Consider the following 25377-nt stretch of genomic DNA (forward strand, 5'->3'; position numbering starts at 1 on the left):
TAAAAAAGCGGTCCCTGTAAAAAGGAGATCGCTTTTTGCTATTTCCGGCTCTGATATGTCGTGATTAACGAGGGTCTGAAAAAACGGGATTTTGTGCTATAATAGATACAGAATGATACAGATCGAACGTTGGGGGTGTAACAGAATTGGACGGGCTAGATGAAGCAGTTACAAAGCATGAGCAGCTATTGCGTCATATCGAGCAGTTGAAAATAGGCTCCAAAATTTCTGTGCGCAGGTTGGCTAAAGAAATGAGCGTCAGCGAAGGAACGGCCTACCGGGCCGTGAAGGAAGCGGAGAACCTGGGAATTGTCATTACCAAGGAACGCATCGGGACGGTGCGGGTGGAAAAGCGCCCACGCGGATTGTCCGAGCAGCTGACCTTTGCCGATGTCGTGAATATCGTGGAGGGACATGTGCTGGGGGGAAGCGAGGGGCTGGAAAAGCCCTTGCACAAGTATGTCATTGGAGCGATGCGCGAAGAGGCTATGGCCCGATACATTGATGCAGGCAGCTTGCTGATCGTCGGTAACCGCGAGGATGCACATTCCCTTGCGCTAGAGCAGGGAGCAGGTGTGCTGATTACAGGCGGCTTTGGTACGAGCCGGGAGGTTAAGCAACTGGCGGACCAGATCAGTTTGCCGATCATTTCTTCGCGTCACGATACCTTTACAGTGGCCTCTATGATTAATAGAGCGATTTTCGACCGCTTGATCAAAAAGAAGATTATGCTGATTGAAGACATCGCGGCGAGTAAACCGAAGACGCAGACCTTGAAAATCAACAGTACCCTTACCGAATTTGAAGAGCTTTCGGTGACGACTGGAAATCACCATTTTGCGGTGGTGGATGAATGGAACCGCCTGATCGGTATCGTCAGCCGCAAGGATGTGGAGGGACTGCAACCCGAGCATACGATGGACAAATGCCTGATTCGCAATCCGGTAACAGTGACCTACCAGACCTCGCTCGCTTCGGCTGCACAGATGATGGCGTGGGAAGGTGTGGATTATTTACCGGTCGTGGACCGCAACCGCAAGCTGCTGGGTTCCGTTACACGGCGGGAGGTACTGGACGCACTGCGCAACGCCCAAAAGCAGCCACAGCTTGGCGAGACGTTCGACCAGCTGATCTGGAACGGATTTGCCGAGGAGCGTGAAGAGGACGGATCATTATTTTTTCGTGGCTTCGTCATTCCTCAGATGGCGACCAATCTGGGTACCATCTCCGAAGGCGTGCTGGTCAACGTGATGACACAAGCGGGCTACCGGGCAGCCAGAGACATGAGCGGAAAGGATTATGTGCTGGACAATTTAACGACCTATTTTATCAGACCAGTACAGATTGAGGATGCCATAGTCCTTCGTCCGCTGTTGCTGGAAACGAGCCGCCGCACCTGCAAGCTGGAAATTGCAATTTCACGGGAAAATCAATTGGTATGCAAAGCGGTGATGACGCTCCACTCCATTGAACACGGATAAACGCCATTGGATTGGAGCAGGGAGTGGGGGTGGAAAAGAGCGGCTTAGTGACTTTCGGGGAGTTTTTCCTTCGCCTCCAGCCAAATTTGCAGCACACCTTCCATCACAAGCATCGTTTTGACCTGGATCGTATATTCCTTGTCACGAACGGTGTATTTTTTTTGGTGAAGCAGCATGCGTACCAGCTTGCTGTCGGAATCAATCTCGAACATATCCCGGCCTCGCAGTACCTCCAAATCCCGGCTTACGCGGCGAAGAAGCTCCTTCAGGTTAATAGAGTCAATTTTTTCGGCCGAAGTTTCTTCGACGATCAATTTGATTTCTTTGACAACAGTCTGGCGGTTGCTGTATTTGCGCAGTGTTTTATTGTCCTCCTGCGCTTGCAAGAGCTGAAATTGAAGGTCCTGATTGTTCATCCAGAGCTCGTTGAAGCTGACGTGCCAGATGGCATTGTAGACCATTGCTCCGGTGATCATTCCTAGCACGAAGACGGAGGATAATTGCATAAAAGGGCGCAGGCGCTCAAAGGGGGGCACTCTCATGGTCTTTTCACCTCACGGTCGTCCGTTGCCGCATACCCATTTGACCAGCTCTGCACCCATATGAGCGCCTAAAAAGGCGAAAATCAAATACAATATCTGCTTAATGGCAGGTGACAAATTACCGTCCAACATATTGCTCTCAATGACACGGATCGGGTCCATCGTTCCCCCCACAGCGGCGGCAAGCGCCCATATTTTAATTCTCCCGGCAACCTCCAGCATCGTCTGGGTAGGCGGCTGAAGCGATACCACAGCTCCCATTCCGCCGAGCATGGCTCCCCCGAGCACGATACCGAAGGCAATGAAGAAGTCGAGGATCGCTTTGGATATAAAAGTGCTCATGCTCTTTTCCTCCTTAGGTGTACGAATTAGTCCCGCGCTTGTCCGCCCGGGTCTGTACTTTTATTGTATGGGCGCTACCAACGCGGATATGATAAAATAGTTTGAAGAAAAACAAGCGGTGAAAGGGAGAGAAGCGCATGAGTTCATTTGTGCATTTGCATGTTCACAGCGAGTATAGCCTGCTGGACGGCGCGGCTCGTACCGCGGAGTTGGTCAAACAGGCATCAGCTTACGGAATGAAGGCACTGGCCCTTACAGATCATGGAGTCATGTATGGTGCCATTCCTTTTTATAGAGCGTGTGTGGAGAACGGCATTAAGCCGATTATCGGGTGTGAGGCCTATATGACGGCTGGCTCGCGCAAGGAGCGTGGCAGCCGGAAGGATCAGCCCATATATCATTTAATTTTGCTCGCCAAAAATAAAACAGGCTATCAAAATCTGATGAAGCTGTGCTCTATCGGCCATTTGGAGGGCTTTCACTACAAGCCGCGCATCGACATGGAAGCGCTGGCTGCCCATCATGAAGGCATCATATGCTTAAGCGCATGTTTGGGCGGTGAAGTGCCGCAGCATTTGCTGCATGGCCGGGAAGCCGAAGCACGACGGGCAGCGGAACGCTACCGCAACATTTTTGGCGATGATTTTTATCTGGAGCTTCAGGATCACGGTCTGTCGGAGCAAAAACGCGTAAATCCTCTTCTCATCGCATTGGCGAAGGAACTGGATATTCCACTGGTAGCTACGAATGACGTGCATTATCTGACCGAGCCGGATGCAGATGTACAAGACGTTCTGATCTGCATTGGAACAGGCAAGACGGTCGACGACGAGGAACGCTTGCGCATACCGACACGTCAGTTGTACTTGAAAAGCCAGGAGGACATGGCTCGCTTGTTCCCGCATGTGGCGGAAGCGATCGATAATACGGTACGTATTGCTGAAAAGTGTGAACTGGAGCTGGAATTTGGGCAATCTATTTTGCCAGAATATCGTCCGCTGCCGGAAGGCATGACTCCTTCGTCCTATCTGCGCAGTTTGTGTGTGCAAGGGCTGGAGCGTCGGTATGGGAGTGATCTGGCGTGGGAGCAACCAGGGCAACGGGAAAGGCTGGAGCAGCGGCTCAGTTATGAGCTGAACACGATTGACAGCATGGGATTCAGTGATTATTTTCTGATCGTGTGGGATTTTATCGCTTTCGCTCATAAGCATAATATTGCTACCGGCCCGGGACGAGGTTCCTCGGCGGGCAGTCTGGTCGCTTATGTACTTCATATCACGAATGTGGATCCGATGAAATATAACCTGCTGTTTGAACGGTTTCTGAATCCTGAACGGATTAGTATGCCGGATATAGATATTGATTTTAGCGATGAACGACGGGATGAGGTTATCGACTATGTGGTGCAGAAGTACGGTAACGAGCATGTAGCGCAAATTATTACCTTCGGAACGCTGGCGGCAAGAGCCGCAGTGCGTGACGTTGGGCGTGCGTTGAACGTGCCGTATGGCGAGGTGGACAAGGCGGCCAAGCTGATTCCGGCGCAGCTCGGGATTAATATCCGTCATGCGCTTGAGATTACCCCTGAGCTGAAGACGCTGTATGAAACCAAGCCCAAGACGCGTGAGCTGCTGGATATGGCGATTAAAGTAGAGGGCATGCCACGTCATGCTTCGACCCATGCGGCGGGTGTCGTCATTTCGCGGACTCCGCTGACCGATGCAGTTCCGCTTCAAGAGGGGAGTGAAGGGGTTCCCCTGACACAATACTCGATGGAAAATCTGGAGCGGATCGGTTTGCTGAAAATGGATTTTCTTGGGCTGCGCACCCTTTCTATTATTGAACGCTGTATGCGTTGGATTACCGAAGAACATGGGGAAACGCCTGATTTTAGCCGCATTCCTGACAATGATCCACATACTTATGACATGCTGGGCAAAGGCGACACAGGCGGTGTGTTCCAGTTGGAGTCGGCGGGGGTACGCCGGGTGCTCAAGGATCTAAAGCCAAGTGTGTTCGAGGATATTATTTCTGTACTGGCCTTGTATCGTCCGGGTCCAATGGGCTTCATTCCTAACTTTATTCAGGCCAAGCACGGGGAGATTGAGGTTCATTATCCGCATCCTGATCTGGAGCCAATCTTGAAGGATACGTACGGTATTATCGTGTATCAGGAGCAAATCATGCAGATTGCTTCGCGTATGGCGGGCTTTTCCTTGGGAGAAGCCGATCTGTTGCGTCGCGCCGTATCCAAGAAAAAACGCGAAGTGCTGGACCTTGAGCGTGGCCATTTTGTGGAGGGCAGTGTCAAGCAGGGTTACACGGAAGAGGAAGCTGGAAGGGTCTACGATATGATTGTCCGTTTTGCGGACTATGGATTTCCGCGTGCACATGCGGCTGCCTATGGTGTGCTGGCGTTCCAGACGGCGTATCTTAAAGCCCATTATCCGGTGCAATTTATGGCTTCTATGCTGACAGCGGTGATGGGTAGCCACCGGAAAGTGGCGGAATATGTCGTCGAATGCCGTCGTATGGATATGGCGGTTCTGCCACCTGATGTGAATGAAAGCGGGGTGCTGTTCACCCCGTTGCAGCAGGGTAATATCCGCTTCGGACTGGCCGCGATTAAAAATGTCGGCACGCAGGCGATGGAAAGTATTCTCGCCGTTCGTAAGGAGCGTCCTTTTGACAGCCTGCTCGATTTTTGTCGCCGCGTGGATTTGCGTGTGTGCAATAAACGGGTGATTGAATCGCTCATCCAGGCAGGGGCGTTTGACTCGCTGCCAGGTCATCGTGCGCAGTTGATTGCCATGCTGGATGAAACGGTGGATGCAGCGGTCAAATGGCGCAAGGAACGTGACGATTTGCAAATAGATATGTTCGGTTTTGTGGAAATGCCCAATTGGGATATCGAATATCCCGAAGTTCCGAAATTCAGTGCGGGTCAGCAGCTAGAGCTGGAACGTGAGCTGTTGGGACTGTATCTGTCCGGGCATCCGCTGGATGATTTTGAGCCGTTGCTGGAAAGCAGCGATGCAGAGCGTCTGATGGAATTAGGCGATGTGCCGGATGAAGCGGTTGTCGTGACCGCAGGTATGGTTGTGTCGCTCAAGACGATTACGACCAAACAGGGGAAGGCTATGGCTTTTATCGAGCTGGAGGATCAGATTGAGCGCTGCGAGGTCGTGTTGTTTCCCGAAGTGTGGAAGCGAAGCCACCAGTGGATTGAAAAGGGAGCGTTGCTTGCGTTTCGTGCCAAAATGCAGCACCAGGACGAGCATTTCAAGCTCCTTGCGGACGAGGCCGCCCCGCTGGCGGAGGATTCGCTGGCGCGGCTTCTCCAGCGCCGACGTGCCGGAGCGCGTTCGTCCGCCGCGGCCGGAAAGCCCGCGTCAGCGGCTGGCTCTGCCGCTGGCGGTCCCGGCGGGGGAGCGCCACGCGTGCCGTCGAGGCCTTCGGCAGCCGAGTCATCCGCGCAGCCAACTACGGCGCCAGCGGTCCCGCCCGTTTCGGCGGCCCGCCCGGCCACAGACACTTCGCCGCACGTCACGGAAGCGGCTAACGGCGAACAAGCCCCGGCTCCGCGTGGTTCGGAGCCGACAGCCCGTCAGCGGGTGTTTGTCAAAATCACCCGCCAGGCCGAGGAGGACGCCAGCTTGCTGGTCAGCCTCAAGGCGCTGCTACAGGAGCATCCCGGTGCGTTGCCTACCGTACTCTTTTATGAGAGCAGCCAGCGTTTGCTGGCGTTGAGTGATGCTTACAGCATCAAGCCCTCGCCTCAGCTTTTCGACCGGATGGAGTCAATGCTGGGTGCAGGCACGGTGAAAGTCAAATAACAATGAAATTCAAATCATAGTTGCACGCTAACTCGCCATTATTGTAACAGTTTAATGAACATTTTCCTTCCCTCCCGCATACACTTGGAACACTGGCGGAACAGGAACATCAGCACTTATCCAACACATAAGGTTCCGCAAGCTGGAAAACAGAACTGTATGGTGAAGGCGGGAGGGAAATCATGTCCTATGAATACGCAGAAACCCTGTTAATTCGCAGAGGCATTCGTATCGAGTCCATAGCGGACATTGTTTTTCAGCTTCAGCTAAAATATTACCCTCATTTGACCATTGAAGAATGTGTGGACAGCGTAAAGGCAGTTTTGCAGAAGCGGGAGGTGCAGTATACGCTGTTCACGGGTATTGCGCTTGATGAGCTGGCCGAAAAAAAACTTCTTCCCCAGCCGCTGCAAGCCATTATGGAGGCAGATGAACCTCTGTACGGAGTGGACGAGACACTGGCCCTCGGGATTACGAGCGTGTATGGTATGATTGGCTTGACCAGTTTTGGTTATCTGGATAAAGAAAAGACGGGAATCATTGAACAGCTAAACCGTAAAGGCAGCGGTATTCATGTATTTCTGGATGATCTGGTCGCTGGACTGGCAGCTGCCGCTTCTTCGCGCATTGCTCATCGCAGCCCTCATGCCAAGCAATACCCCGTGTCATTGGACACTTGATTCACCTGCATGAACAGAGTCAATGATTTTCTGGGCCCTCTGACCGATCTTGACCGAGCAGGAGGGCTTTTGTTGCGGGAAAAAAGTAAGGTATGTTATCATGAGTCTATTATATGGGCTCAAAACTTGAGGCTTAGGGGGTAGAAACAAGGCATGTGGACGGTGATCTATATTGCACCGACGGCCAGACTGGCTGACATGATTAAGCTCAAACTGTCGGAAGAAGGTTTTATGGTGCAGGCCCGGGCCATCAGCGCATCCAAGCAGCAGTTTGAGATACTTGTGCCTTCGGGTGAAGTCGAAGAAATACAGGAAGTGCTTAATTCGATTTTGCGCCCTTGAGTCCGGAACGGCGGAAGTGATACAGCAGCATGAATGGAACGAAGGATGCACGATTGGCGGTAATGTTTTGCCAAACAGGCGTTGACGTGTGTATAAACATAATGCTAAGAGATGCCGCACAGACGGCAGAGGACCTTGTATCGGTTACGGCTGACAAATAAACGGCTGGAGAGGTGTAGTTGTGTTTAAAGATTTATTCCAAAAGAAGCGTAAATACGCGACCATCCCTTCGGAACGGGCGCTGAGCGGCGATCAAGCGGACATGCCGGATCGTCCCAAACGGGAAATTCCCGAAGGTCTTATGACCAAATGTGGCAAATGCGGAAGCATTCAATACAGTAAAGAGTTAGAAAAAAATCTGAAAGTGTGCCCGGTGTGCGGATACCATATGCGTCTTAATGCTATGGATCGTATTCGCATGGTGCTCGATGAAGATACATTTACAGAATATGATGCCGATATGATTTCGGTTGATCCGCTGGGTTTTCCAGGTTATGCAAGCAAGCTGGAGCAGCAGACGCTGAAATCCGGTTTGCGAGAGGCTGTCATTACGGGCGATGGGCTCATTCATGGGCTCCCGACTGTTGTTGCAGTGATGAGTTTTGACTTTTTCACTGGCAGCATGGGATCGGTCGTTGGGGAGAAAATTACCCGCGCCATTGAGCAGGCGATAGACAAGCGTCTTCCGCTTATTATTTTCTCCACATCTGGTGGGGCGCGTATGCAGGAAAGTATTTTGAGCCTGATGCAGATGGCCAAAACAAGTGCGGCTCTCGCTCGTATGGACGAGCAGGGATTGCTCTATATTTCCGTTATCACCGATCCGACTACAGGTGGAGTATCCGCCAGCTTTGCTACGCTTGGAGATATTAACATCGCGGAGCCGGGAGCAGTGTTCGGTTTTGCCGGACGTATCGTGATCGAACAGACGATCAGACAGAAGCTACCGGACGATTTTCAAACCTCCGAATTTAATTTGCAGCACGGACAATTGGATATGGTTGTACATCGCAAGGAACTGCGCGATACACTTGGCCAACTGCTCGATTTGCACAGCGCGAAAGAGGTGGAATAGATGGCTGGCGAATTGCCTTATGAAAAGCCCCTGGTCGAGATGCGACAGAAGATCGAAGAACTCAAGCAATTCGGACAGGATAAGCAAATTGATTTTACCGATGAAATTAACCGTCTGGAGGAACGTTATCTCCAGATGGAGGAAGAAATATATGCGAACATTTCAGCACCGCAAAAAATGCACGTGGCTCGTCATCATCAGCGACCGACATCGCTTGATTTGATTGGGCAGGTGTTTACGGACTTTATTGAACTGCACGGCGACCGACTGTATGGCGACGATTTGGCGGTCGTGGGTGGAATTGCCAAGCTGAATGGTATTCCGGTAACCGTCATTGGGCAGCAACGTGGTAAGGATACGAAGGATAACATTGCGCGGTTTTTCGGGAGCGCGCACCCGGAGGGATTCCGTAAAGGCTTGCGCCTTATGCAGCAGGCTGACAAATTCAAACGCCCAATTATTACATTTATTGATACGAAGGGCGCTTATCCGGGTAATACAGCAGAGGAGAGAGGTCAATCGGAAGCGATTGCCCGCAATTTGCGGGAGATGGCAAAGCTTTCGGTGCCTGTTATTTGTGTGGTCATCGGCGAGGGTGGAAGCGGCGGTGCGCTTGCGTTTGCCGTCGGCAATCGTGTGCTGATGCTGGAGCATGCCATCTACTCGGCCATTTCTCCAAACGGAGCGGCCTCGATTCTGTGGAAGGATGCTTCCAAGGCGGATCAGGCTGCCGAGGCCATGAAGATTACGGCGGATGACCTCTTGCGCATGAAGGTCATTGAGGATATCGTGCCGGAGCCGAAGGGGGGCGCGCATCGTAACTATGAAGTAACCGCTGCCGCTATCAAGGAGTCGCTGGAACGCCATTTGGCCGACCTTTTGCATATGAACTGCGACGAATTGAGGGAAGATCGGTATCAAAAGTTCCGAAAGATAGGCCAATACACCTTTTTAAAAACTTCGACACCAGATCCCATGTTGTAATAAGTTGGAAATGGGTAACAATAAATATGACGAATTTCCTATACAAATAGGAAAAAGTGTAGTAGATTTAATCGTTGGAAAAAGATATAAAGTAGCACCTTTGAAAACGGAGGAAAACCCAAATGCGCAAAACTAAGATTGTATGTACCATCGGTCCTTCCAGTGAGTCATTGGAAAATGTGAAGAAACTGATTTTGGCTGGTATGAACGTAGCCCGCCTGAATTTCTCTCACGGTGATTTCGAGGAGCATGGCAACCGGATCAAAAATATCCGCCAAGCTTGTAAGGAGCTTAACAAAAACGTTGCTATTTTGCTCGATACGAAGGGGCCGGAAATCCGGACAGGAAAGCTCGAAGTTGAACCTATTGAGCTTGTTCAGGACGAGTATATTACGCTGACAACGGAAGAAATACTCGGTACGAAAGATCGTATTTCCGTTACGTACCAGGATCTTCCCTCGGACGTGGAGCCCGGCTCCACCATTCTGATCGACGACGGTCTGATCGGACTCACCGTTATTGAAGTATCAGGCAGTGAAATCAAATGCCGCATTGTCAATGGCGGAACGATCAAGAGCAAGAAAGGCGTTAATGTTCCTGGCGTGAACATTTCCTTGCCAGGCATTACAGAAAAGGATGCTAACGACATCACTTTCGGTATTGAGCAGGACATTGATTTCATCGCAGCTTCTTTTGTTCGTAAAGCGAGTGACGTACTGGAAATTCGTGAATTGCTGGCGAAGCATAATGCAAGTCACATTCAAATCATTTCCAAAATCGAAAATCAGCAAGGTGTCGACAATTTGGACGAAATTTTGGAAGCTTCGGATGGCTTGATGGTTGCCCGTGGTGACCTTGGTGTTGAAATTCCTGCTGAAGAAGTGCCATTGGCGCAAAAATTGATGATTACCAAGTGTAACGTAGCGGGCAAGCCTGTTATTACCGCAACACAAATGCTGGATTCCATGCAACGTAACCCGCGTCCAACTCGTGCGGAAGCGAGTGACGTAGCGAATGCCATTTTTGACGGAACAGATGCCATTATGCTGTCCGGTGAAACAGCTGCGGGTAAATATCCGGTAGAATCCGTATTGACGATGTCCCGTATTGCAGAGAAAGCAGAATCCGCTCTGAACTACCGTGATTTGTTCAAAAAACAAAGAACGGCTCAGGAAGTTAGTATTACGGAAGCGATCAGCCAATCCGTTTCTATTTCTGCGCTTGACCTGCATGCCAAAGCCATCCTGACGTCCACACAAAGCGGAACAACGGCACGTATGATTTCCAAATACCGTCCACAAGCTCCGATTATTGCTGTGACAACGCAGGAAAGAACAGTTCGCCGCTTGGCTCTGATCTGGGGAGTACATGCAGTACAAGGCAAACCTATCGTAGATACGACAGACAAACTGATCGAAAACGCACTGGAAGGCGGTCGCAAATCTGGTCTCGTTAAAGAGGGCGATTTGGTTGTTATTACCGCAGGTATACCGCTCGGTGCTTCTGGTTCTACGAACCTGATTAAAATTAGCTGTGTTCCTGCACAAGCGTAACTCCAGCTTATTCGGAATAGCAGACAGGCTGTATCTTTTAGGTACGGCAGGGAGAGCATTCAAGTCACTTATGACTTGGATGCTCTTTTTTTATGCCCTCTAACTTCTCTAATCTTCCAGACCTTCTATCCGTGTAAAATCCAGAAATGCCTGTTGGATCATGCTGAGGTTAGTATCGCGTGGATACAGTATATTTATGTAATAACGTTCATTCTTCCCCTCAGCATCAGGCCAAGGAAGCCACTCGACCGACGGAACGTCACTGCCATCGTTGCGAAGAACACCGCAGGCAGGAAAGAAAGCAAGTGCTTCTCCGTCGCGTACCACCTGCTTTACCGCCTCCCATGAATTCATTTCCAGACGGGGCTTGATCAGCGAGGAATACGGATTTACAGCAGATGTCCCGCTATATCTCACCCAAGTATGCTTGTCCAGCATATCAGCGCCCAAAACGTCCGTTAGCTTGGAGATATGCTGCACAGACACAGACCTGATAATCCCAATCTGATCGGAAGCTACAGGCTCTACCACCGTATGCTCGGGAGGATGTCCTCCGTCATCCAGAAAAGCAAAATCTATTTCTCCCTGCTTCAGCAGTTGTCTGACTTTATCCGGGGATTGAATCTCTAGCCGAATTTGGCATTCGGGATATTGTTGAGCAAATTTAGCAATCATAGAGGGGAGTAGATACGTGCCTGAGATGGACTCGGCACCGAGGTGTAATTGTCCCTGCGACTGCTCTGCCAGTTTATTCACGGTTTGTCTTGCTTCTTGCTCCAGAGCAACCATCTGCTTGGCATAAGGCAGTAGCTTTTTCCCAGCTTCGGTCAGCATAATCCTTCCTTGTTGGGAGATGAACAGGGAGACTCCCAGCTCCTTTTCCAGACTTTTCATATGAAAGCTGACGGTAGGCTGTTTAATTTGCAATGCCTCGGCCACATCCGTCGCCTTGTGGAATTTGTCGATCATCATCAATATACGCAATTTTAAAATATTCATGGACTTTGAACAGCTCTCCTTAAATGGCATTCTGGTATAAAAAATAGACTATAGATTAATTATATACTGAAAAATAATTTATCTATCAATATTTTATATTTCTTTTACAAAACCAAGTCGCTCGTCTAACATTCCGAGCCTACAATGTAAAAGTGTTGATGGTCATAAATAAAAAACCGTCACTTAAATAAGGGGAGGACAATAAAAAATGTTGAAAAAATGGCCGTTCATTCTGATGACTCTCACCATGGTATTTGCACTTGCAGCTTGTGGATCAGCTAACAATGCTGCACCACAAGGAGACGCTGCTACAGGAACAGACAATAAAGCAGCTACTGAACTGACAGGTAACATTCTGGCTGTTGGCTCCACTGCACTTCAACCATTGGTAGAGCAAGCGGGACAAAAATTTATGGCTGTAGATAAATATAAAGGAATTGCGGTTCAAGTGCAGGGCGGCGGTAGCGGTACTGGCTTGACTCAAGTTTCCGGCGGACAAGCGGATATCGGTAACTCCGATGTGTTTGCAAAAGAAAAACTGGAGAGCGGCGCAGATGAACTGGTCGATCACCAAGTAGCTGTTGTAGCGATGTCAGCAGTAGCCAATCCTAAAGTAGGCGTAACCGATTTGAAGAAAGATCAATTGGTACAAATTTTCACAGGTAAAATTACCAATTGGAAAGAAGTTGGCGGCGCAGATCAAAAAATCGTTATCGTAAACCGTCCAAGCAGCTCCGGTACTCGTGCAACATTTGAAAAATACGCTTTGGGACAAAAAACGGAAGATCTGCCAGGCTCCATTCAGGAAGATTCCTCCGGTACTGTGAAAAAGCTGATTGCTGAAACACCGGGTGCTATTGGTTACCTTGCCCTGTCTTACATCGACAACACAGTAACAACATTGAAATACGATGGTGTTGAAGCTAACGTGGAAAATGTAGAACAAGGTAAATATCCAGTATGGGCTTACGAGCATATGTACACCAAAGGTGAGCCAAAAGAGCATGTAAAAGCATTCTTGGATTACATTCTGTCTGATGAAATCCAAAAATCCGATGTCGTTGACCTGGGATACATCCCGGTATCAGGCATGCAAGTTAAACGCGATGCTGACGGTAACATTACGAAATAAGAAGATATACACCTCCTATTCGGGCAAACGAAGCTAACGCGAGTATATTCACGGAGAAGAGGCGGACTAGCGTCCTGCCTCTATTCTTCGGTTAAAGGAGTCACAGTATGGAACCAATTGAAGGGAAGGCATACATGGAACAGAATAAACGATCCCGAGGTATGAAAGAAAGACATTACTGGGAAGAATGGACCGGCCGCATTTATACGTCGGTTTGTGTCGTTTTTTTGGTTGCAGTCATTGTCTCCATTGTATATTTTGTCGCCTCCAAAGGTGTAGCTACATTTGCGGTGAATGGAGTTAGCCTGCAAGAGTTTTTCTTCGGTACTAAATGGAGCCCAGATGGCGAGCCCAAGTCCTTCGGCGCACTTCCGTTCATTACCGGTTCTTTTGCCGTAACTGTCCTGGCGGCTTTAATCGCCAGCCCGCTCAGCTTGTGCGCGGCTTTATTTATGACCGAAATCGTACCGAAATCCGGTAAACGTATCCTCCAGCCTGCGATTGAATTGTTATCCGGTATTCCGTCCGTAGTATACGGCTTTGTCGGCTTGACCGTAATTGTTCCGTTGCTGCGGGACGTGTTCGGGGGACAAGGCATCGGAATCCTCGCTGGCTGTCTCGTGTTGTCTGTGATGATTTTGCCGACAATTACGAGTATTATGGCGGATGCATTGTCATCCTTGCCGGGTGGCCTGCGCGAGTCCTCTTACGCCCTGGGCGCTACCCGTTGGCAGACGATTGCACGCGTCATTATCCCAACGCTGCTGCCTGCTCTGTTAACAGGAATTATTCTCGGTATGGCTCGTGCCTTCGGGGAAGCGCTGGCTGTACAGATGGTAATCGGGAATGCTCCGCATATACCGCAATCCTTGCTGGAATCCGCTTCGACCTTGACCAGTGTTATTACACTTAGCATGGGCAATACAGCTATGGGCTCGGTTCATAACAATGCTCTCTGGAGCATGGCGCTTGTTCTCCTGCTCATGACATTCATCTTCGTGCTGCTGGTAAGGCTGCTTGAAAGGAGAAACCGGATTTGATGAAAGCTAAAACGACCGACAAAATCGCTACATTTGTAATCTGTTTCTTCGCATTGTTCATTGTCGCACTTCTGGTGGGATTGCTGGGATTCATTTTGGCACGCGGAGTCAGTCACATTTCCTTTGACTTTTTGACCAGTGCTCCTCAGACGTTACGCGCAGGTGGAGGCATCGGCCCGCAATTGTTCAACTCTGTATTTTTACTTATTTTAACCTTGATTATCACCATTCCGATTGGCTGGGGTGCGGGTATATATATGGCACAATATGCGAAACCGGGGAAAATTACGGACTTCATACGACTTGTCGTCGAAGTATTGTCTTCGTTTCCGTCCATCGTCATCGGTTTGTTCGGACTTTTACTTATCGTAAATACATTTAATTTTGGTTTTTCCCTGTTATCAGGGGCCTTGGCTTTGGCGGTATTCAACCTGCCGTTGATGGTTCGGACGACAGAACAGGCTTTCCGGGCTGTGCCCAAGGAACAAAAGGAAGCCGGGCTTGCGCTCGGATTGTCCAAGTGGAAAATCATTACCTCCATTTTGCTGCCCGCTGCGCTGCCGAGCTTGATTACAGGGACGATTTTGGCCGCAGGCCGCATTTTCGGGGAAGCAGCAGCGTTGCTGTTTACAGCTGGTATGAGTACGCCGCCGCTTGATTTCACTGACTGGAATCCATTGCATGCCAGATCGCCCATTAATCCGATGCGTCCTGCCGAGACACTGGCTGTGCATATCTGGAAGGTTAACAGTGAAGGCATCGCTCCTGATTCCAAGGATATTGCCGCAGGTGCTTCCGCGGTATTGGTGCTGCTCGTACTTGCCTTCAACCTGATCGCAAGATGGTTCGGAAGAGTCGTCTACCGCCGCCTGACCGCTGCCAAACGGATGGATTAGAAAGGGGATGGGAAACATGGAACAAGTCATTACGCGAACGGCAACACCTGCAACACCGATACAATCTACGCGCTCGGAACAACTTGCGGGGCAAGCTCCACAACCATTCAGTACCGAGGATTTAAGCATCTATTACGGCAGCTTTGAGGCTGTAAAAAAAGTAAATCTGGCCTTTCCCGAGCAGACAGTAACCGCACTGATCGGGCCTTCCGGCTGCGGTAAATCGACCTTTTTGCGCTCCCTCAACCGGATGAACGACGAGATTGCGTCTTCTTCTACGACAGGGCACATCTGGATGGATGGGCAGGATTTGACCGCGCCGGGCACAGACGTGATCAAGCTGCGTCAGCAAATTGGAATGGTGTGGCAGCGGCCTAATCCGTTTTACAAATCCATTTACAATAACATCGCCTTCGGTCCCAAATACCGGGGTGTTCGCAAAAAGAAACAGCTTGATGAAATCGTCGAAAGCAGTCTGCGTAAAGCGGCGTTATGGGATGAGGTCAAGGACCGCCTTCATGATTCCGCCCTGGCATTGTCTGGTGGACAGCAGCAGCGCCTTTGTATTGCGCGTGCGCTATCCGTCCAACCGAAAATTTTGTTGCTTGACGAGCCGGCCTCTGCGCTGGACCCTGTTTCTACAGGCAAGGTCGAAGAGCTGATTACCGAGTTGAAAAAAGAGCTGCGCATCGTCATCGTAACGCACAATATGCAGCAGGCCGCACGGATTTCCGATTATACTGCTTATTTTTATATCGGGAGTTTGGTTGAGCATGGCAAAACGAATGATATTTTCACTAATCCTGAAAATGAGCTGACCCAGGAGTACATTATGGGCCGGTTTGGGTAAGCGACGCTGTTTGTCGACTTACTTTATATACGTAGTATTTAGCACTCCTTACTAATCTAGCATTAGTGAGGGGTTTTTTGTCGTTTGGAAACTCTTTCATTATATATATAATAAAATATATTGATTTTTTGGGTATATTTTCATATAATACATAAGTCTATTAATTTGTGAAAATTAAGAGATGATGAAAGATGAGACAAGCTAATAATGCATCATAATCAAATTGAAGGAGAGGATTGAAAATGAAGTTTAATGTTAAGGCATCTGTCAAATGGATCGCCCTTTCAGGAATGGCGATTACAGTAACAACGGGACTTGCTAACCCTTCGTGGGCGGCAGCGGAGCAGGATGCAGCTGATACGGAGGTGAATGTTACCGAAGCAGTGTACGGCGACACGGCCATTTACGAAAATTCTATTGTTCCATTTGCAAGTGCAAGAGCAAGTGTGAGTGTGAGTGCGAGCAGCCTACTGGACAAATATCGTGATTTTAGTAAATTCTCTACGGGGAATACATCCAAGGATACTACTCTTGCCTTGAATATCGTATCCTGGCAATTGCCGCATGGCGGATTCTTCAAAGCGATGGAAAAGAATTATAAATCCAAATGGGATGGCAAGGCTGCACGCTCTACCTGGAAGAGCAAGGATGGTGTTGAACTCGGGACATTTGATAACGAGGCCACGACAACCGAGATTCGCTTTTTGGCGGATGTATACAAAAAAACAAAAATAAAGACATTAAGAACAGTGTACAAAAAGCAGTCGACTTCGTCCTAACCTCTCAATATTCCTCCGGCGGCTGGCCGCAGGTGTACCCTAAACGTGGTAATTATTCCGATGCCGCAACCTACAACGATGATGCAATGGTTAGAACTATGGTTTTGGCTGATGACATTGTGAACAAAAAGGAGCCGTTTGATAGCGATATTCTGGATAATACATATCGCTCCAGACTTCAGCAGGCTCTTAATAAAGGCGTACAGTATACGCTTAAAGCTCAAATTGTAAACAACGGCACACCGACGATCTGGGGTGCACAGCATGATCCGGTTACTTACGCATCTGTGCCCGCCCGAGCCTTTGAGCTTGCTTCCAAAACAACTACGGAATCGGTAGGCATCACGGCATTCCTGATGTCTCAACCGCAAACGGCTGAGGTGAAAAAAGCAGCTCAGAGTGCCTTGAAATGGTTTGACACTAACCGGATCGACGGTATCAAATATAATCGTCAGGGTCCGGAGTTTTTCCAAAAGGATGCATCGAGCGTAATGTGGTATCGTTTCTACAATGTGGAAGACAATAAGTATTTCTTCTCAGACCGCGATGGCAAAAAGTATACTGACATCATGAAAATCAGTGAAGAGAGACGTCTCGGTTATGCTTGGGCAGGAAGTCAAGCAAAAAGTCTGTTGATTGCGGCCTCGGAAAGCGGATATTACAAACTGTCCAAGCCGTTGCCAAAATGATAAAAGCACCATTATAAAATACTTGAGAGGGCGAACCATCACGGTTCGGCCCTCTTTTTGTTCCGGGGCGGTAAATATGGTTTAATGGAGAGAGGGCAAAAATAGAGATAAAGATGCACACAGATAGGAGAGCTTGTATGACACAAGAGGAGAAACAAACGGAATTACGCTGGTATGGAGCACCGCTGCGTGTGCGTTATCAGGAAAGCGACCAAATGGGGGTCGTGTATCATGCCAATTATCTGAACTGGTTTGAGATCGGGCGTACGGAAATGATCCGACAGGCAGGCTTTAACTATCGGAGCATGGAGGAACGAGGTGTTCTGTTGCCTGTTATCGAAATCAATGCGAAATATGTGAGTCCTGCCCGATATGATGATTTGATTACTATTTATACTGCGATTACGGACTTCTCCAGACTGCGTCTGAACTACACTTATGAGGTCCGGCGTGTAACGGTCGAGGAGCATCAAAGCCAGGTTGGAAAGGTATGGACACAGGCAGACACACTGCCAGGAGAGCTGCTCGTAACCGGGGTGACACGCCACGTATGGGTGAGTACCGAATGGAAGCCTATCCGGCTGGATCAGGTGCTACCTGAGCTGTACACCGCGCTACGGTCTGCTATGACAGGCGGGGAGGGAGAGAAAGCATGATGATGCGCAAACGTCTGTGGCTGTTGCTGCTGCTTATCCCTTTGGCAGAGCTGTACGGGTTTATATGGGTAAGTCACTGGATTGGAGCGGGTAAAACGATTCTGCTTATCATTCTGACGACCCTGATCGGAGCCGCCATGATGCAATTTGAAGGCCGTAAGGTTATCGCAGATGCGAAAAATGAAATGAATCGGGGACAAATGCCTGGTCGTAAAATGCTGGATGGATTATGTGTCTTTTTCGGCGGGAGCTTGCTGCTTATCCCCGGATTTTTGACGGATATTATCGGTTTTACGTTGGTTTTCCCCTTAACCCGTGCTGTGTACCGACGCTTTCTGTTGAAGTGGCTGGAGAAAAAAATGAAAAATGGCAGCATCACGTTCCGGCGGTTTTGACGTAAGCTGCCGTTTTTCCTACTCACATGATCTTAACGTACTCTTCCGGCGAGAATATAGTTTCGCAAGTCCTGAATGACATTGGCGCGATTGAGTGCGTCCACTACAATGAGGGACACAGGTCCGATGATCAGCCCCAATACACCAAACAGCTTGAGCCCGATGAACATTCCGATGAGGGTGGGAAGCGGGTTCAGACCCACGCTGCTGGCCAGTACCTTAGGTTCTACAATTTGCCGTCCAACCAACAGTATGATATAGAGGATCGACAATCCTACCCCTAATGCCAAGTTACCCGACATATATGCATATAAAATCCACGGAATCATCACAATGCCAACCCCTAAATAAGGAAGCAAATCAACCAGCCCGATCATCAAACCGATGGTGAAGGCGGATTCTACACGCAAAATGAACAATCCAATAATGACGGTCACCGCCGTAATGGAGATGATAATAAACTGTGCGCGCAAATAACCAAACAACGCCTTGCGCAGATCGTGCCATATTCCCGACATGGGCTTGCGAATCGTATCAGGAACCGTATTTGAGAGCAGTCGGCTATGTTGGTCCCAGTCCTTACTGATAAAAAATGCCGCTAATACAATAACCATCAGCACCGCGCCCATGTTAGGCAGAGAGGTCAGTAAATTCAGAATACCATTAAAAAATTGGGCAACCAGTGTGGTGACAGCCGAGCTGACCGTCTGGGTTGTTTTATCAATATTGCTGTTAATTGTATGGTAGTAATCAGGGTTATTGCGGATAAATTGGTTAATTTCATTAATCACATTCTGGATCAGATCGCTCTGAGTCCAGTTGATAAACAGGCTTTTAAAATGTTCAATATGCCCGTCAAAGGTCATGGTGAGCCTGATGATCTCTCGAACCATCCGCGTTATGGCCGCAGAGAGGACAACGGCGATTCCGCCTAAATATACAAATAACGAGACCGTGACAGCCATCCAACGTGGCAAGCGGGCCTGGTTGCGCAGAAAGTGAACCAGCGGATTCATGGCATAGGCCACAAGCCAGGCGAACAGGAAGGGATAGATGAGAGGGAACAGTACGTATATGCCCAGCAACAGAACTGTAATCACGACTACGACCCACAGAGCGCGAAATATGCGATTCAGGATCAACCGGCTCAAGCTCTCACGGCTCCTTTCTTTTACAGTTGTATTCCATGAAATAAGTGCTTTACTATACATATGCGAGAAGGGGGTGAGACAAGACCTGTGTAAAAAAGTGCAAATCGATTAAAAAAATTTGTAAGGGGTTTCAAAAAATTCTTTATGATCCCGATAAAACATTTGAATGTGTCGGAATAGCCCTGAATGTTCACATAAACGACAAAATCCAGTATAGTGAAAGAAGGTTTAAATATTGACATATGGCGTTAGCATTACTTATTTATTTAAAAGGCGAAACTTACTTTTGAAAATGTTTTCATTGCAAGTCCGTTCACAATGTTTTTACAAAGGAGAGATGTAACGATGACAGCGACTAAAGGTCTGGAAGGGATCGTAGCGACCACTTCCTCCATAAGCTCTATCGTAGATGGCGTTCTCACGTACCGGGGTTATAACATTGATGATTTGGCTGTTAACGCCGCTTTTGAAGAGGTAGCTTATTTACTGTGGTTCGGAAAATTGCCTGATCAAGCCCAATTGCAGGAGCTTCGCGACCAATTAAGCGAATATGCTGCCATTCCGGATGAAATTATTACTCAAATAAAGCTGTACCCGAAAGATTTGAGCACAATGGCTGCCCTGAGATCAGCCGTATCGTCTCTTGCCTTGTATGACCCGCAGGCGGATGATATGTCGAGAGAGGCCAATGTGATCAAAACGGTCAAGCTTCAGGCGCAATTGCCCACAATTGTGGCGGCCATAGCGCGTGTGCGCGAAGGGCTGGAACCGATTGCGCCCAAGAAAGGTGTTTCTATCGCCGAAAACTTTCTGTATCAGCTTACCGGCAAGGACCCGGAAGAGACGGCTATCAAAGCGTTCAATCAGGCTCTTGTGCTGCATGCCGATCATGAATTGAATGCATCGACCTTTGCTGCGCGTGTGACGGTAGCAACACTGTCCGATATTTATTCCGGCATTACGTCGGCAATCGGAGCTTTGAAGGGACCACTGCATGGCGGTGCCAACGAAGCTGTTGCCAAAACCCTGGAGGAAATCGGCGGCTTGGAGCAGGTGGATTCGTATATTCAGACCAAACTGGATAACCGCGAAAAAATTATGGGCTTTGGACACCGTGTCTATAAAAACGGTGATCCGCGTGCCAAGCATTTGCACAAAATGTCCCGCGAACTGGGCGAAATGAACGGCGATACGACGTTGTTCGATATTTCGGTTCGAATCGAGGAAATTGTGACAGGACAAAAGGGCTTGAAGCCGAATGTTGATTTTTACTCTGCCTCTGTTTATACCCAACTGGGTATCAAAAGAGACCTGTTCACACCGATCTTTGCCGTGAGCCGTGTATCCGGGTGGACTGCGCACATTTTGGAGCAGTACGAAAATAACCGTCTGATCCGTCCGCGCGCTGAATACACAGGTCCGATTGACCAAAAGTATGTGTCTCCGGAATTACGCTAATCACTTGTTATACGAATATTGAGGTTGTTTATACCCTGAATTTAAAAAATAAGGTACAATAGATGGGACGGCGAGAGATGCGTATTTTTGTCTATGATGAAGATCACGTCTTTCGCCCTGTACCCATTCATATCTGAGGAGGAAAAGGAACTTATGGCGAAATTTGAAAAGTTTGAGCTCCCAACTGAAGGCGAAAAAATTACGATTGATAACGGTCAACTACAGGTTCCGAATCATCCGGTTATTCCGTTTATCGAAGGCGACGGCACAGGCCGCGACATCTGGAAAGCATCCAAGCGCGTACTGGACGCAGCTGTTGATAAAGCATATAACGGAACCAAGAAGATTGCTTGGTATGAAGTATTCGCTGGTGAGAAAGCTTTCAATACATACGGCGAGTGGTTGCCTAATGATACTTTGGAAGCCATCCGTGAGTATATTGTAGCCATCAAAGGTCCGCTCACGACACCCATTGGCGGGGGCATTCGCTCTTTGAACGTGGCATTGCGTCAAGAGCTGGATCTGTACGTATGTCTGCGTCCTGTTCGTTACTTTAACGGTGTTCCGTCTCCGGTGAAGCGTCCTGAATTGGTAGACATGGTTATTTTCCGTGAGAATACCGAGGATATTTATGCTGGTATCGAGTATGCGGAAGGCTCCGAGGACGTGAAAAAAGTCATTCAGTTCCTCCAACAAGAGCTGGGTGTTAACAAAATCCGTTTCCCAGAAACGTCAGGTATTGGGATCAAGCCGGTTTCCTCCGATGGTTCAAAACGTCTGGTACGTGCAGCCATTCAGTATGCTGTTGACCACGGACGCAAGAGCGTAACGCTCGTACACAAAGGCAACATTATGAAATTTACCGAAGGTGCCTTCAAAAACTGGGGTTATGAAGTGGCTGAGGAAGAATTTGCAGATAAAGTATTCACGTGGGCTCAATATGATGCTATCAAGGAAAAAGACGGTGAAGATGCAGCAAATGCAGCTCAAAAAGCAGCTGAAGATGCAGGCAAAATCATCATCAAGGATGCGATCGCTGACATTGCACTTCAACAAGTGCTGACTCGTCCTTCCGAATTTGATGTTATTGCTACGCTGAACCTGAACGGAGACTATCTGTCCGATGCGCTGGCTGCTCAAGTCGGTGGAATTGGTATCGCACCAGGTGCGAACATTAACTATGTAACTGGGCATGCTATCTTTGAAGCCACACACGGCACAGCACCAAAATATGCTGACAAAGATGTCGTAAACCCTGGGTCCGTTATTTTGTCCGGCGTGATGCTGCTTGAGCATTTGGGCTGGCACGAAGCGGCAAACCTGATTTACAAAGGACTGGAAACGTCCATTAATAAGAAAATCGTAACTTATGACTTTGCCCGTCTGATGGAAGGCGCTACACAAGTGAAATGCTCCGAGTTCGCAGATACCATTATTAGTAACCTGTAGAGAGGGGAACGCCACGTGACCATTCAACGTAAAAAAATATCCATTGTTGGCGCCGGTTTTACCGGTGCCACTACCGCATTGCTGCTGGCCCAAAAAGAGCTGGGTGATATCGTTCTGATCGATATTCCGCAACTTGAGAATCCGACCAAAGGCAAAGCGCTTGATATTTTAGAGGCCAGTCCGGTCCAGGGATTTGACAGCCAGGTCACAGGCACTTCCAATTATGAGGATGCAACCAACTCGGATATCGTCATTATTACAGCGGGGATTGCTCGCAAGCCAGGCATGAGCCGTGACGATTTGGTAAATACGAACGCAAGCATTGTAAAATCCGTATGTGAAAACGTGAAGAAGTATGCGCCGGATTCTATCGTCATTATTCTGAGTAATCCGGTCGATGCCATGACCTATACCGCATATCAGACGCTCGGTTTCCCGAAAAATCGGGTCATCGGCCAATCTGGTGTGCTGGATACGGCGCGATATTGTACCTTTATTGCACAGGAATTAAACGTATCTGTCGAAGACGTGCGTGGCTTCGTATTGGGCGGTCATGGTGATGATATGGTGCCGCTTGTACGCTATTCCAGCGTCGGTGGTATACCCATCGAAACACTAATTTCGCAAGAACGTATCGAAGCGATCGTAGAGCGAACGCGTGTCGGTGGCGGGGAGATTGTTAACCTGTTGGGCAATGGTAGCGCATATTATGCTCCGGCAGCATCGCTTACACAAATGACAGAAGCGATTGTGAAGGACAAAAAGCGTATCGTTCCAGTTATTGCCTATCTGGAAGGGGAGTATGGCTATCAGGACTTGTTCCTCGGCGTACCGACACTTCTCGGTGGCAACGGCATCGAAAAAGTATTTGAGCTGGAACTGACAGCTGAAGAAAAAGCAGCGCTTGATCAATCCGCCGAATCGGTCCGAAATATAATTAAAGTAGTTACCATATAAGCCTGCTTCTATTAAAACGGTATACTTTACTTGAAGAGGTGTCCCAAAGCCACAGTCATGGCTGGCGGACACCTCTTTTCGCTTTATAAGTAGTATATAAGTAATCTATTTGTTTTCTTCCTTTTCCTCTAATTACTGAAAATTTCAGCTTGGGTTTTGCTGGCACCGGCGGAGCGGACGGAACGATTGCGGACAAGCGTAAGCGCTCGCCTTTGTCTCCGGATTTATACCCTATAAAATATATTCAATTAAATCCGGAGACAACAGCGATGGTAGGAACGTTCCGTTCGTGGAGCCCCTCCAGCCCCACATAAGCTGAATCTTCCCCTGTCGCCCCTTTGCTTTGTCCTACTTCCCCGGTATAATAGACTTCGTATGCGTTGATAGTGTACATAGAAAAGCATGTCCCAAAACATTAAATGATGACAGTCTAATCGTTGGAATATGACCGTTCTATGGAAAAATGAATGTGCAGGTAAACAAAGAAATGGAGGTTGTAAACTATGTTTTTTATTCACATGATCGGATCGCTGGCGCTGGGTTTTTATATATTGCTCCCCTTCGTAGTTGGCAAAATCGACAAGCTGGCTCCCACTGTGCAGGAAGGGACGATATCGGCTGTTCAGCTAATGAACCGTTTGGCTCAATTTGTAATGATCATTTTGCTCGTTAGCGGCATCTATATGATATTTACCTGGGGTCCATATTCCGTAGCATGGATCGTCGTAGTTTTGCTGCTGTTTCTGGCTATCTCCGGCATCGCAGGTGCTATGGGCAAGCCGTTACGGTTATCGCTGGAAGCGATTCGTAACCAACAGCCCATTACGCAATACGCTGGAAAAATGCGCATGTTCAGTACATTGCTTGCGGTATTTCTGATTCTCATCACGTTTTTAATGGTATACAGCCATATTATTTAATGACGCATTGCATCGAACGCTACAAAATGCTGAATGGAAGAAAGACGGTTTGTGTTGAATAAGCACATGCCGTTTTTTTGTGCGTCCAACGAACTTCATACTCCTTTTTCGTTTAACGTACAAGCCCGTGTGGTAAATCAGGAGTAGAGTGGGTACAAATGTTGCATCCTATAGGATATCTAATCTTGAAAGGAGAATGCACGATGGCCAAAAGCAATCAGACCCAACAAACCTTGCCCCCGCAGCATCAAGATCAGCAACCGGGGGTCGAGTCCAAAATGTCGCCTGCACCTCAATTTGAGAAGTCTACCTATAAGGCGGCTGGCAAGCTAACAGGCAAAGTTGCACTCATTAGCGGTGGAGATAGTGGCATTGGACGAGCTGTAGCTGTTACGTACGCCAAGGAAGGTGCTGACGTAGCTATCGTCTATCTGAACGAGCATAAGGATGCAGAAGAGACGAAGCGTCAGGTAGAGCAGGAGGACCGCAAATGCCTGCTGTTCCCCGGCGATATCGGAGATGACCAATTTGCCAAAAAAGCAGTTCAACAGACGGTTAACGAGCTAGGCCAGCTGGACATTGTCGTGAACAATGCCGCAGAGCAGCATCCACAGCAAAAGCTGGAGGATATCACGAAAGAGCAGCTGGAGCGTACATTCCGCACGAACATTTTCGGTATGTTCTTCCTGACGCAAGCGGCATTACCGCATTTGAAGAAAGGCAGCGCAATTGTTAACACCACGTCGATTACTGCCTATGCCGGGAACAAGACACTCATTGATTATTCATCCACCAAAGGGGCGATTACTTCATTCACCCGTTCTCTTTCGCTCAATTTGGTCGATCAAGGCATTCGGGTAAACGCTGTCGCGCCAGGACCGATCTGGACACCGCTGATCCCCTCGACCTTTGATGCCAAGACCGTCAGCGAGTTCGGTGGGTCGCAGCCGATGAAACGTCCCGGTCAGCCGGAGGAATTGGCACCAGCCTATGTATATCTCGCCTCAGATGATTCATCTTATGTAAGCGGGCAGGTTATTCATATCAACGGCGGTGAAGTAGTAAACGGATAAGAGAGAGGTTGGGGCAGTGTGTGCCCTGACCTTTTTTCCTTTTTAACAGTGGAACAAAAAGCAGGTAGCCTGTAGAATGGGACTTAACTTACATAGCT

The 25377-nt window shown here is 48.6% G+C and carries 23 protein-coding genes and 1 pseudogene; 19 read left to right on the forward strand and 5 right to left on the reverse strand.

What is annotated here, in order from left to right:
* The first annotated feature begins 146 nt into the window (after positions 1 to 146).
* Complete coding sequence (locus HPL003_RS15810; protein WP_014280690.1) at positions 147 to 1481, forward strand: DRTGG domain-containing protein; 1335 nt, start codon at positions 147 to 149, stop codon at positions 1479 to 1481.
* A 44-nt stretch (positions 1482 to 1525) separates the two neighbouring features.
* On the opposite strand, the gene HPL003_RS15815 is transcribed toward HPL003_RS15810, so the two are convergent.
* The gene (locus HPL003_RS15815) at positions 1526 to 2023 is read right to left on the reverse strand and encodes a sporulation membrane protein YtrI (protein WP_014280691.1); all 498 of its coding nucleotides are present in this window, start codon (positions 2021 to 2023) and stop codon (positions 1526 to 1528) included.
* A 12-nt stretch (positions 2024 to 2035) separates the two neighbouring features.
* Positions 2036 to 2365, reverse strand: coding sequence for a YtrH family sporulation protein (locus HPL003_RS15820; RefSeq protein WP_013309582.1), 330 nt, complete (start codon positions 2363 to 2365; stop codon positions 2036 to 2038).
* A gap of 137 nt (positions 2366 to 2502) precedes the next feature.
* Between HPL003_RS15820 and HPL003_RS15825 the strand changes: the two genes are divergently transcribed.
* From HPL003_RS15825 to pyk, 6 genes are all read left to right on the forward strand, one after another.
* Positions 2503 to 6201: a DNA polymerase III subunit alpha gene (locus tag HPL003_RS15825; RefSeq protein ID WP_014280692.1), complete on the forward strand. Its 3699-nt coding sequence runs from the start codon at positions 2503 to 2505 to the stop codon at positions 6199 to 6201.
* 182 nt (positions 6202 to 6383) lie between these two features.
* Entirely contained in the window at positions 6384 to 6881 is a 498-nt protein-coding gene (locus HPL003_RS15830; protein WP_014280693.1) for a phosphatidylglycerophosphatase A family protein, read from the forward strand.
* Positions 6882 to 7034: 153 nt separating this feature from the next.
* Positions 7035 to 7223 (forward strand): hypothetical protein, encoded by a 189-nt coding sequence (locus HPL003_RS15835; RefSeq protein WP_013309585.1) that lies wholly within the window; start codon positions 7035 to 7037, stop codon positions 7221 to 7223.
* Between the two features lie 181 nt (positions 7224 to 7404).
* Positions 7405 to 8298 carry an acetyl-CoA carboxylase, carboxyltransferase subunit beta gene (accD, locus tag HPL003_RS15840; RefSeq protein WP_014280695.1) on the forward strand — a complete coding sequence of 298 codons (894 nt, stop codon included), beginning with the start codon at positions 7405 to 7407 and terminating at the stop codon, positions 8296 to 8298.
* On the forward strand, positions 8299 to 9282 hold the full coding sequence (locus tag HPL003_RS15845) for an acetyl-CoA carboxylase carboxyltransferase subunit alpha (RefSeq protein WP_014280696.1): 984 nt from the start codon (positions 8299 to 8301) through the stop codon (positions 9280 to 9282).
* A 122-nt stretch (positions 9283 to 9404) separates the two neighbouring features.
* Positions 9405 to 10835 (forward strand): pyruvate kinase, encoded by a 1431-nt coding sequence (pyk, locus tag HPL003_RS15850; RefSeq protein WP_014280697.1) that lies wholly within the window; start codon positions 9405 to 9407, stop codon positions 10833 to 10835.
* Between the two features lie 108 nt (positions 10836 to 10943).
* Here the strand turns inward: pyk and HPL003_RS15855 are convergent, their stop codons facing one another.
* The gene (locus HPL003_RS15855; protein WP_014280698.1) at positions 10944 to 11834 is read right to left on the reverse strand and encodes a LysR family transcriptional regulator; all 891 of its coding nucleotides are present in this window, start codon (positions 11832 to 11834) and stop codon (positions 10944 to 10946) included.
* Between the two features lie 208 nt (positions 11835 to 12042).
* Between HPL003_RS15855 and HPL003_RS15860 the strand changes: the two genes are divergently transcribed.
* The 7 genes and pseudogenes from HPL003_RS15860 (at position 12043) to HPL003_RS15890 (ending at position 18271) form a co-directional block, all read left to right on the forward strand.
* On the forward strand, positions 12043 to 12966 hold the full coding sequence (locus HPL003_RS15860) for a phosphate ABC transporter substrate-binding protein PstS family protein (protein WP_014280699.1): 924 nt from the start codon (positions 12043 to 12045) through the stop codon (positions 12964 to 12966).
* Between the two features lie 107 nt (positions 12967 to 13073).
* Positions 13074 to 14006 carry a phosphate ABC transporter permease subunit PstC gene (pstC, locus tag HPL003_RS15865; RefSeq protein ID WP_014280700.1) on the forward strand — a complete coding sequence of 311 codons (933 nt, stop codon included), beginning with the start codon at positions 13074 to 13076 and terminating at the stop codon, positions 14004 to 14006.
* The gene (gene pstA / locus HPL003_RS15870; protein WP_014280701.1) at positions 14006 to 14902 is read left to right on the forward strand and encodes a phosphate ABC transporter permease PstA; all 897 of its coding nucleotides are present in this window, start codon (positions 14006 to 14008) and stop codon (positions 14900 to 14902) included. The genes pstC and pstA overlap by 1 nt, the downstream gene beginning before the upstream one ends.
* Positions 14903 to 14918: 16 nt before the next feature.
* On the forward strand, positions 14919 to 15752 hold the full coding sequence (gene pstB, locus HPL003_RS15875; protein WP_014280702.1) for a phosphate ABC transporter ATP-binding protein PstB: 834 nt from the start codon (positions 14919 to 14921) through the stop codon (positions 15750 to 15752).
* Positions 15753 to 15994: 242 nt separating this feature from the next.
* Positions 15995 to 17220, forward strand: a pseudogene (gene pelA / locus HPL003_RS15880) (pectate lyase).
* A gap of 137 nt (positions 17221 to 17357) precedes the next feature.
* Positions 17358 to 17876, forward strand: coding sequence for an acyl-CoA thioesterase (locus HPL003_RS15885; RefSeq protein WP_014280703.1), 519 nt, complete (start codon positions 17358 to 17360; stop codon positions 17874 to 17876).
* Positions 17873 to 18271 carry an FxsA family protein gene (locus tag HPL003_RS15890; protein ID WP_014280704.1) on the forward strand — a complete coding sequence of 133 codons (399 nt, stop codon included), beginning with the start codon at positions 17873 to 17875 and terminating at the stop codon, positions 18269 to 18271. The genes HPL003_RS15885 and HPL003_RS15890 overlap by 4 nt, the downstream gene beginning before the upstream one ends.
* 32 nt (positions 18272 to 18303) lie before the next feature.
* Here HPL003_RS15890 and ytvI read toward each other — a convergent pair whose 3' ends face one another.
* Positions 18304 to 19422 (reverse strand): sporulation integral membrane protein YtvI, encoded by a 1119-nt coding sequence (gene ytvI, locus HPL003_RS15895; protein WP_014280705.1) that lies wholly within the window; start codon positions 19420 to 19422, stop codon positions 18304 to 18306.
* A gap of 345 nt (positions 19423 to 19767) precedes the next feature.
* Between ytvI and citZ the strand changes: the two genes are divergently transcribed.
* The 3 genes from citZ to mdh all read left to right on the forward strand — a co-directional run bounded on the left by citZ (position 19768) and on the right by mdh (position 23286).
* Positions 19768 to 20880 (forward strand): citrate synthase, encoded by a 1113-nt coding sequence (citZ, locus tag HPL003_RS15900; protein ID WP_014280706.1) that lies wholly within the window; start codon positions 19768 to 19770, stop codon positions 20878 to 20880.
* Positions 20881 to 21033: 153 nt separating this feature from the next.
* Positions 21034 to 22329 (forward strand): NADP-dependent isocitrate dehydrogenase, encoded by a 1296-nt coding sequence (gene icd / locus HPL003_RS15905; protein ID WP_014280707.1) that lies wholly within the window; start codon positions 21034 to 21036, stop codon positions 22327 to 22329.
* Positions 22330 to 22344: 15 nt separating this feature from the next.
* Positions 22345 to 23286, forward strand: coding sequence for a malate dehydrogenase (gene mdh / locus HPL003_RS15910; RefSeq protein ID WP_014280708.1), 942 nt, complete (start codon positions 22345 to 22347; stop codon positions 23284 to 23286).
* Between the two features lie 244 nt (positions 23287 to 23530).
* Here the strand turns inward: mdh and HPL003_RS28900 are convergent, their stop codons facing one another.
* Entirely contained in the window at positions 23531 to 23680 is a 150-nt protein-coding gene (locus HPL003_RS28900; protein ID WP_014280709.1) for a hypothetical protein, read from the reverse strand.
* A gap of 109 nt (positions 23681 to 23789) precedes the next feature.
* On the opposite strand from HPL003_RS28900, the gene HPL003_RS15915 reads away from it, so the two are divergent.
* The gene (locus tag HPL003_RS15915; RefSeq protein ID WP_014280710.1) at positions 23790 to 24206 is read left to right on the forward strand and encodes a hypothetical protein; all 417 of its coding nucleotides are present in this window, start codon (positions 23790 to 23792) and stop codon (positions 24204 to 24206) included.
* Positions 24207 to 24409: 203 nt separating this feature from the next.
* On the forward strand, positions 24410 to 25279 hold the full coding sequence (locus tag HPL003_RS15920; protein WP_014280712.1) for an SDR family oxidoreductase: 870 nt from the start codon (positions 24410 to 24412) through the stop codon (positions 25277 to 25279).
* The last annotated feature ends 98 nt before the right edge of the window (positions 25280 to 25377 follow it).

This window comes from Paenibacillus terrae HPL-003 (assembly GCF_000235585.1).
In the GTDB taxonomy this organism is placed as follows: Bacteria; Bacillota; Bacilli; order Paenibacillales; family Paenibacillaceae; genus Paenibacillus; species Paenibacillus terrae_B.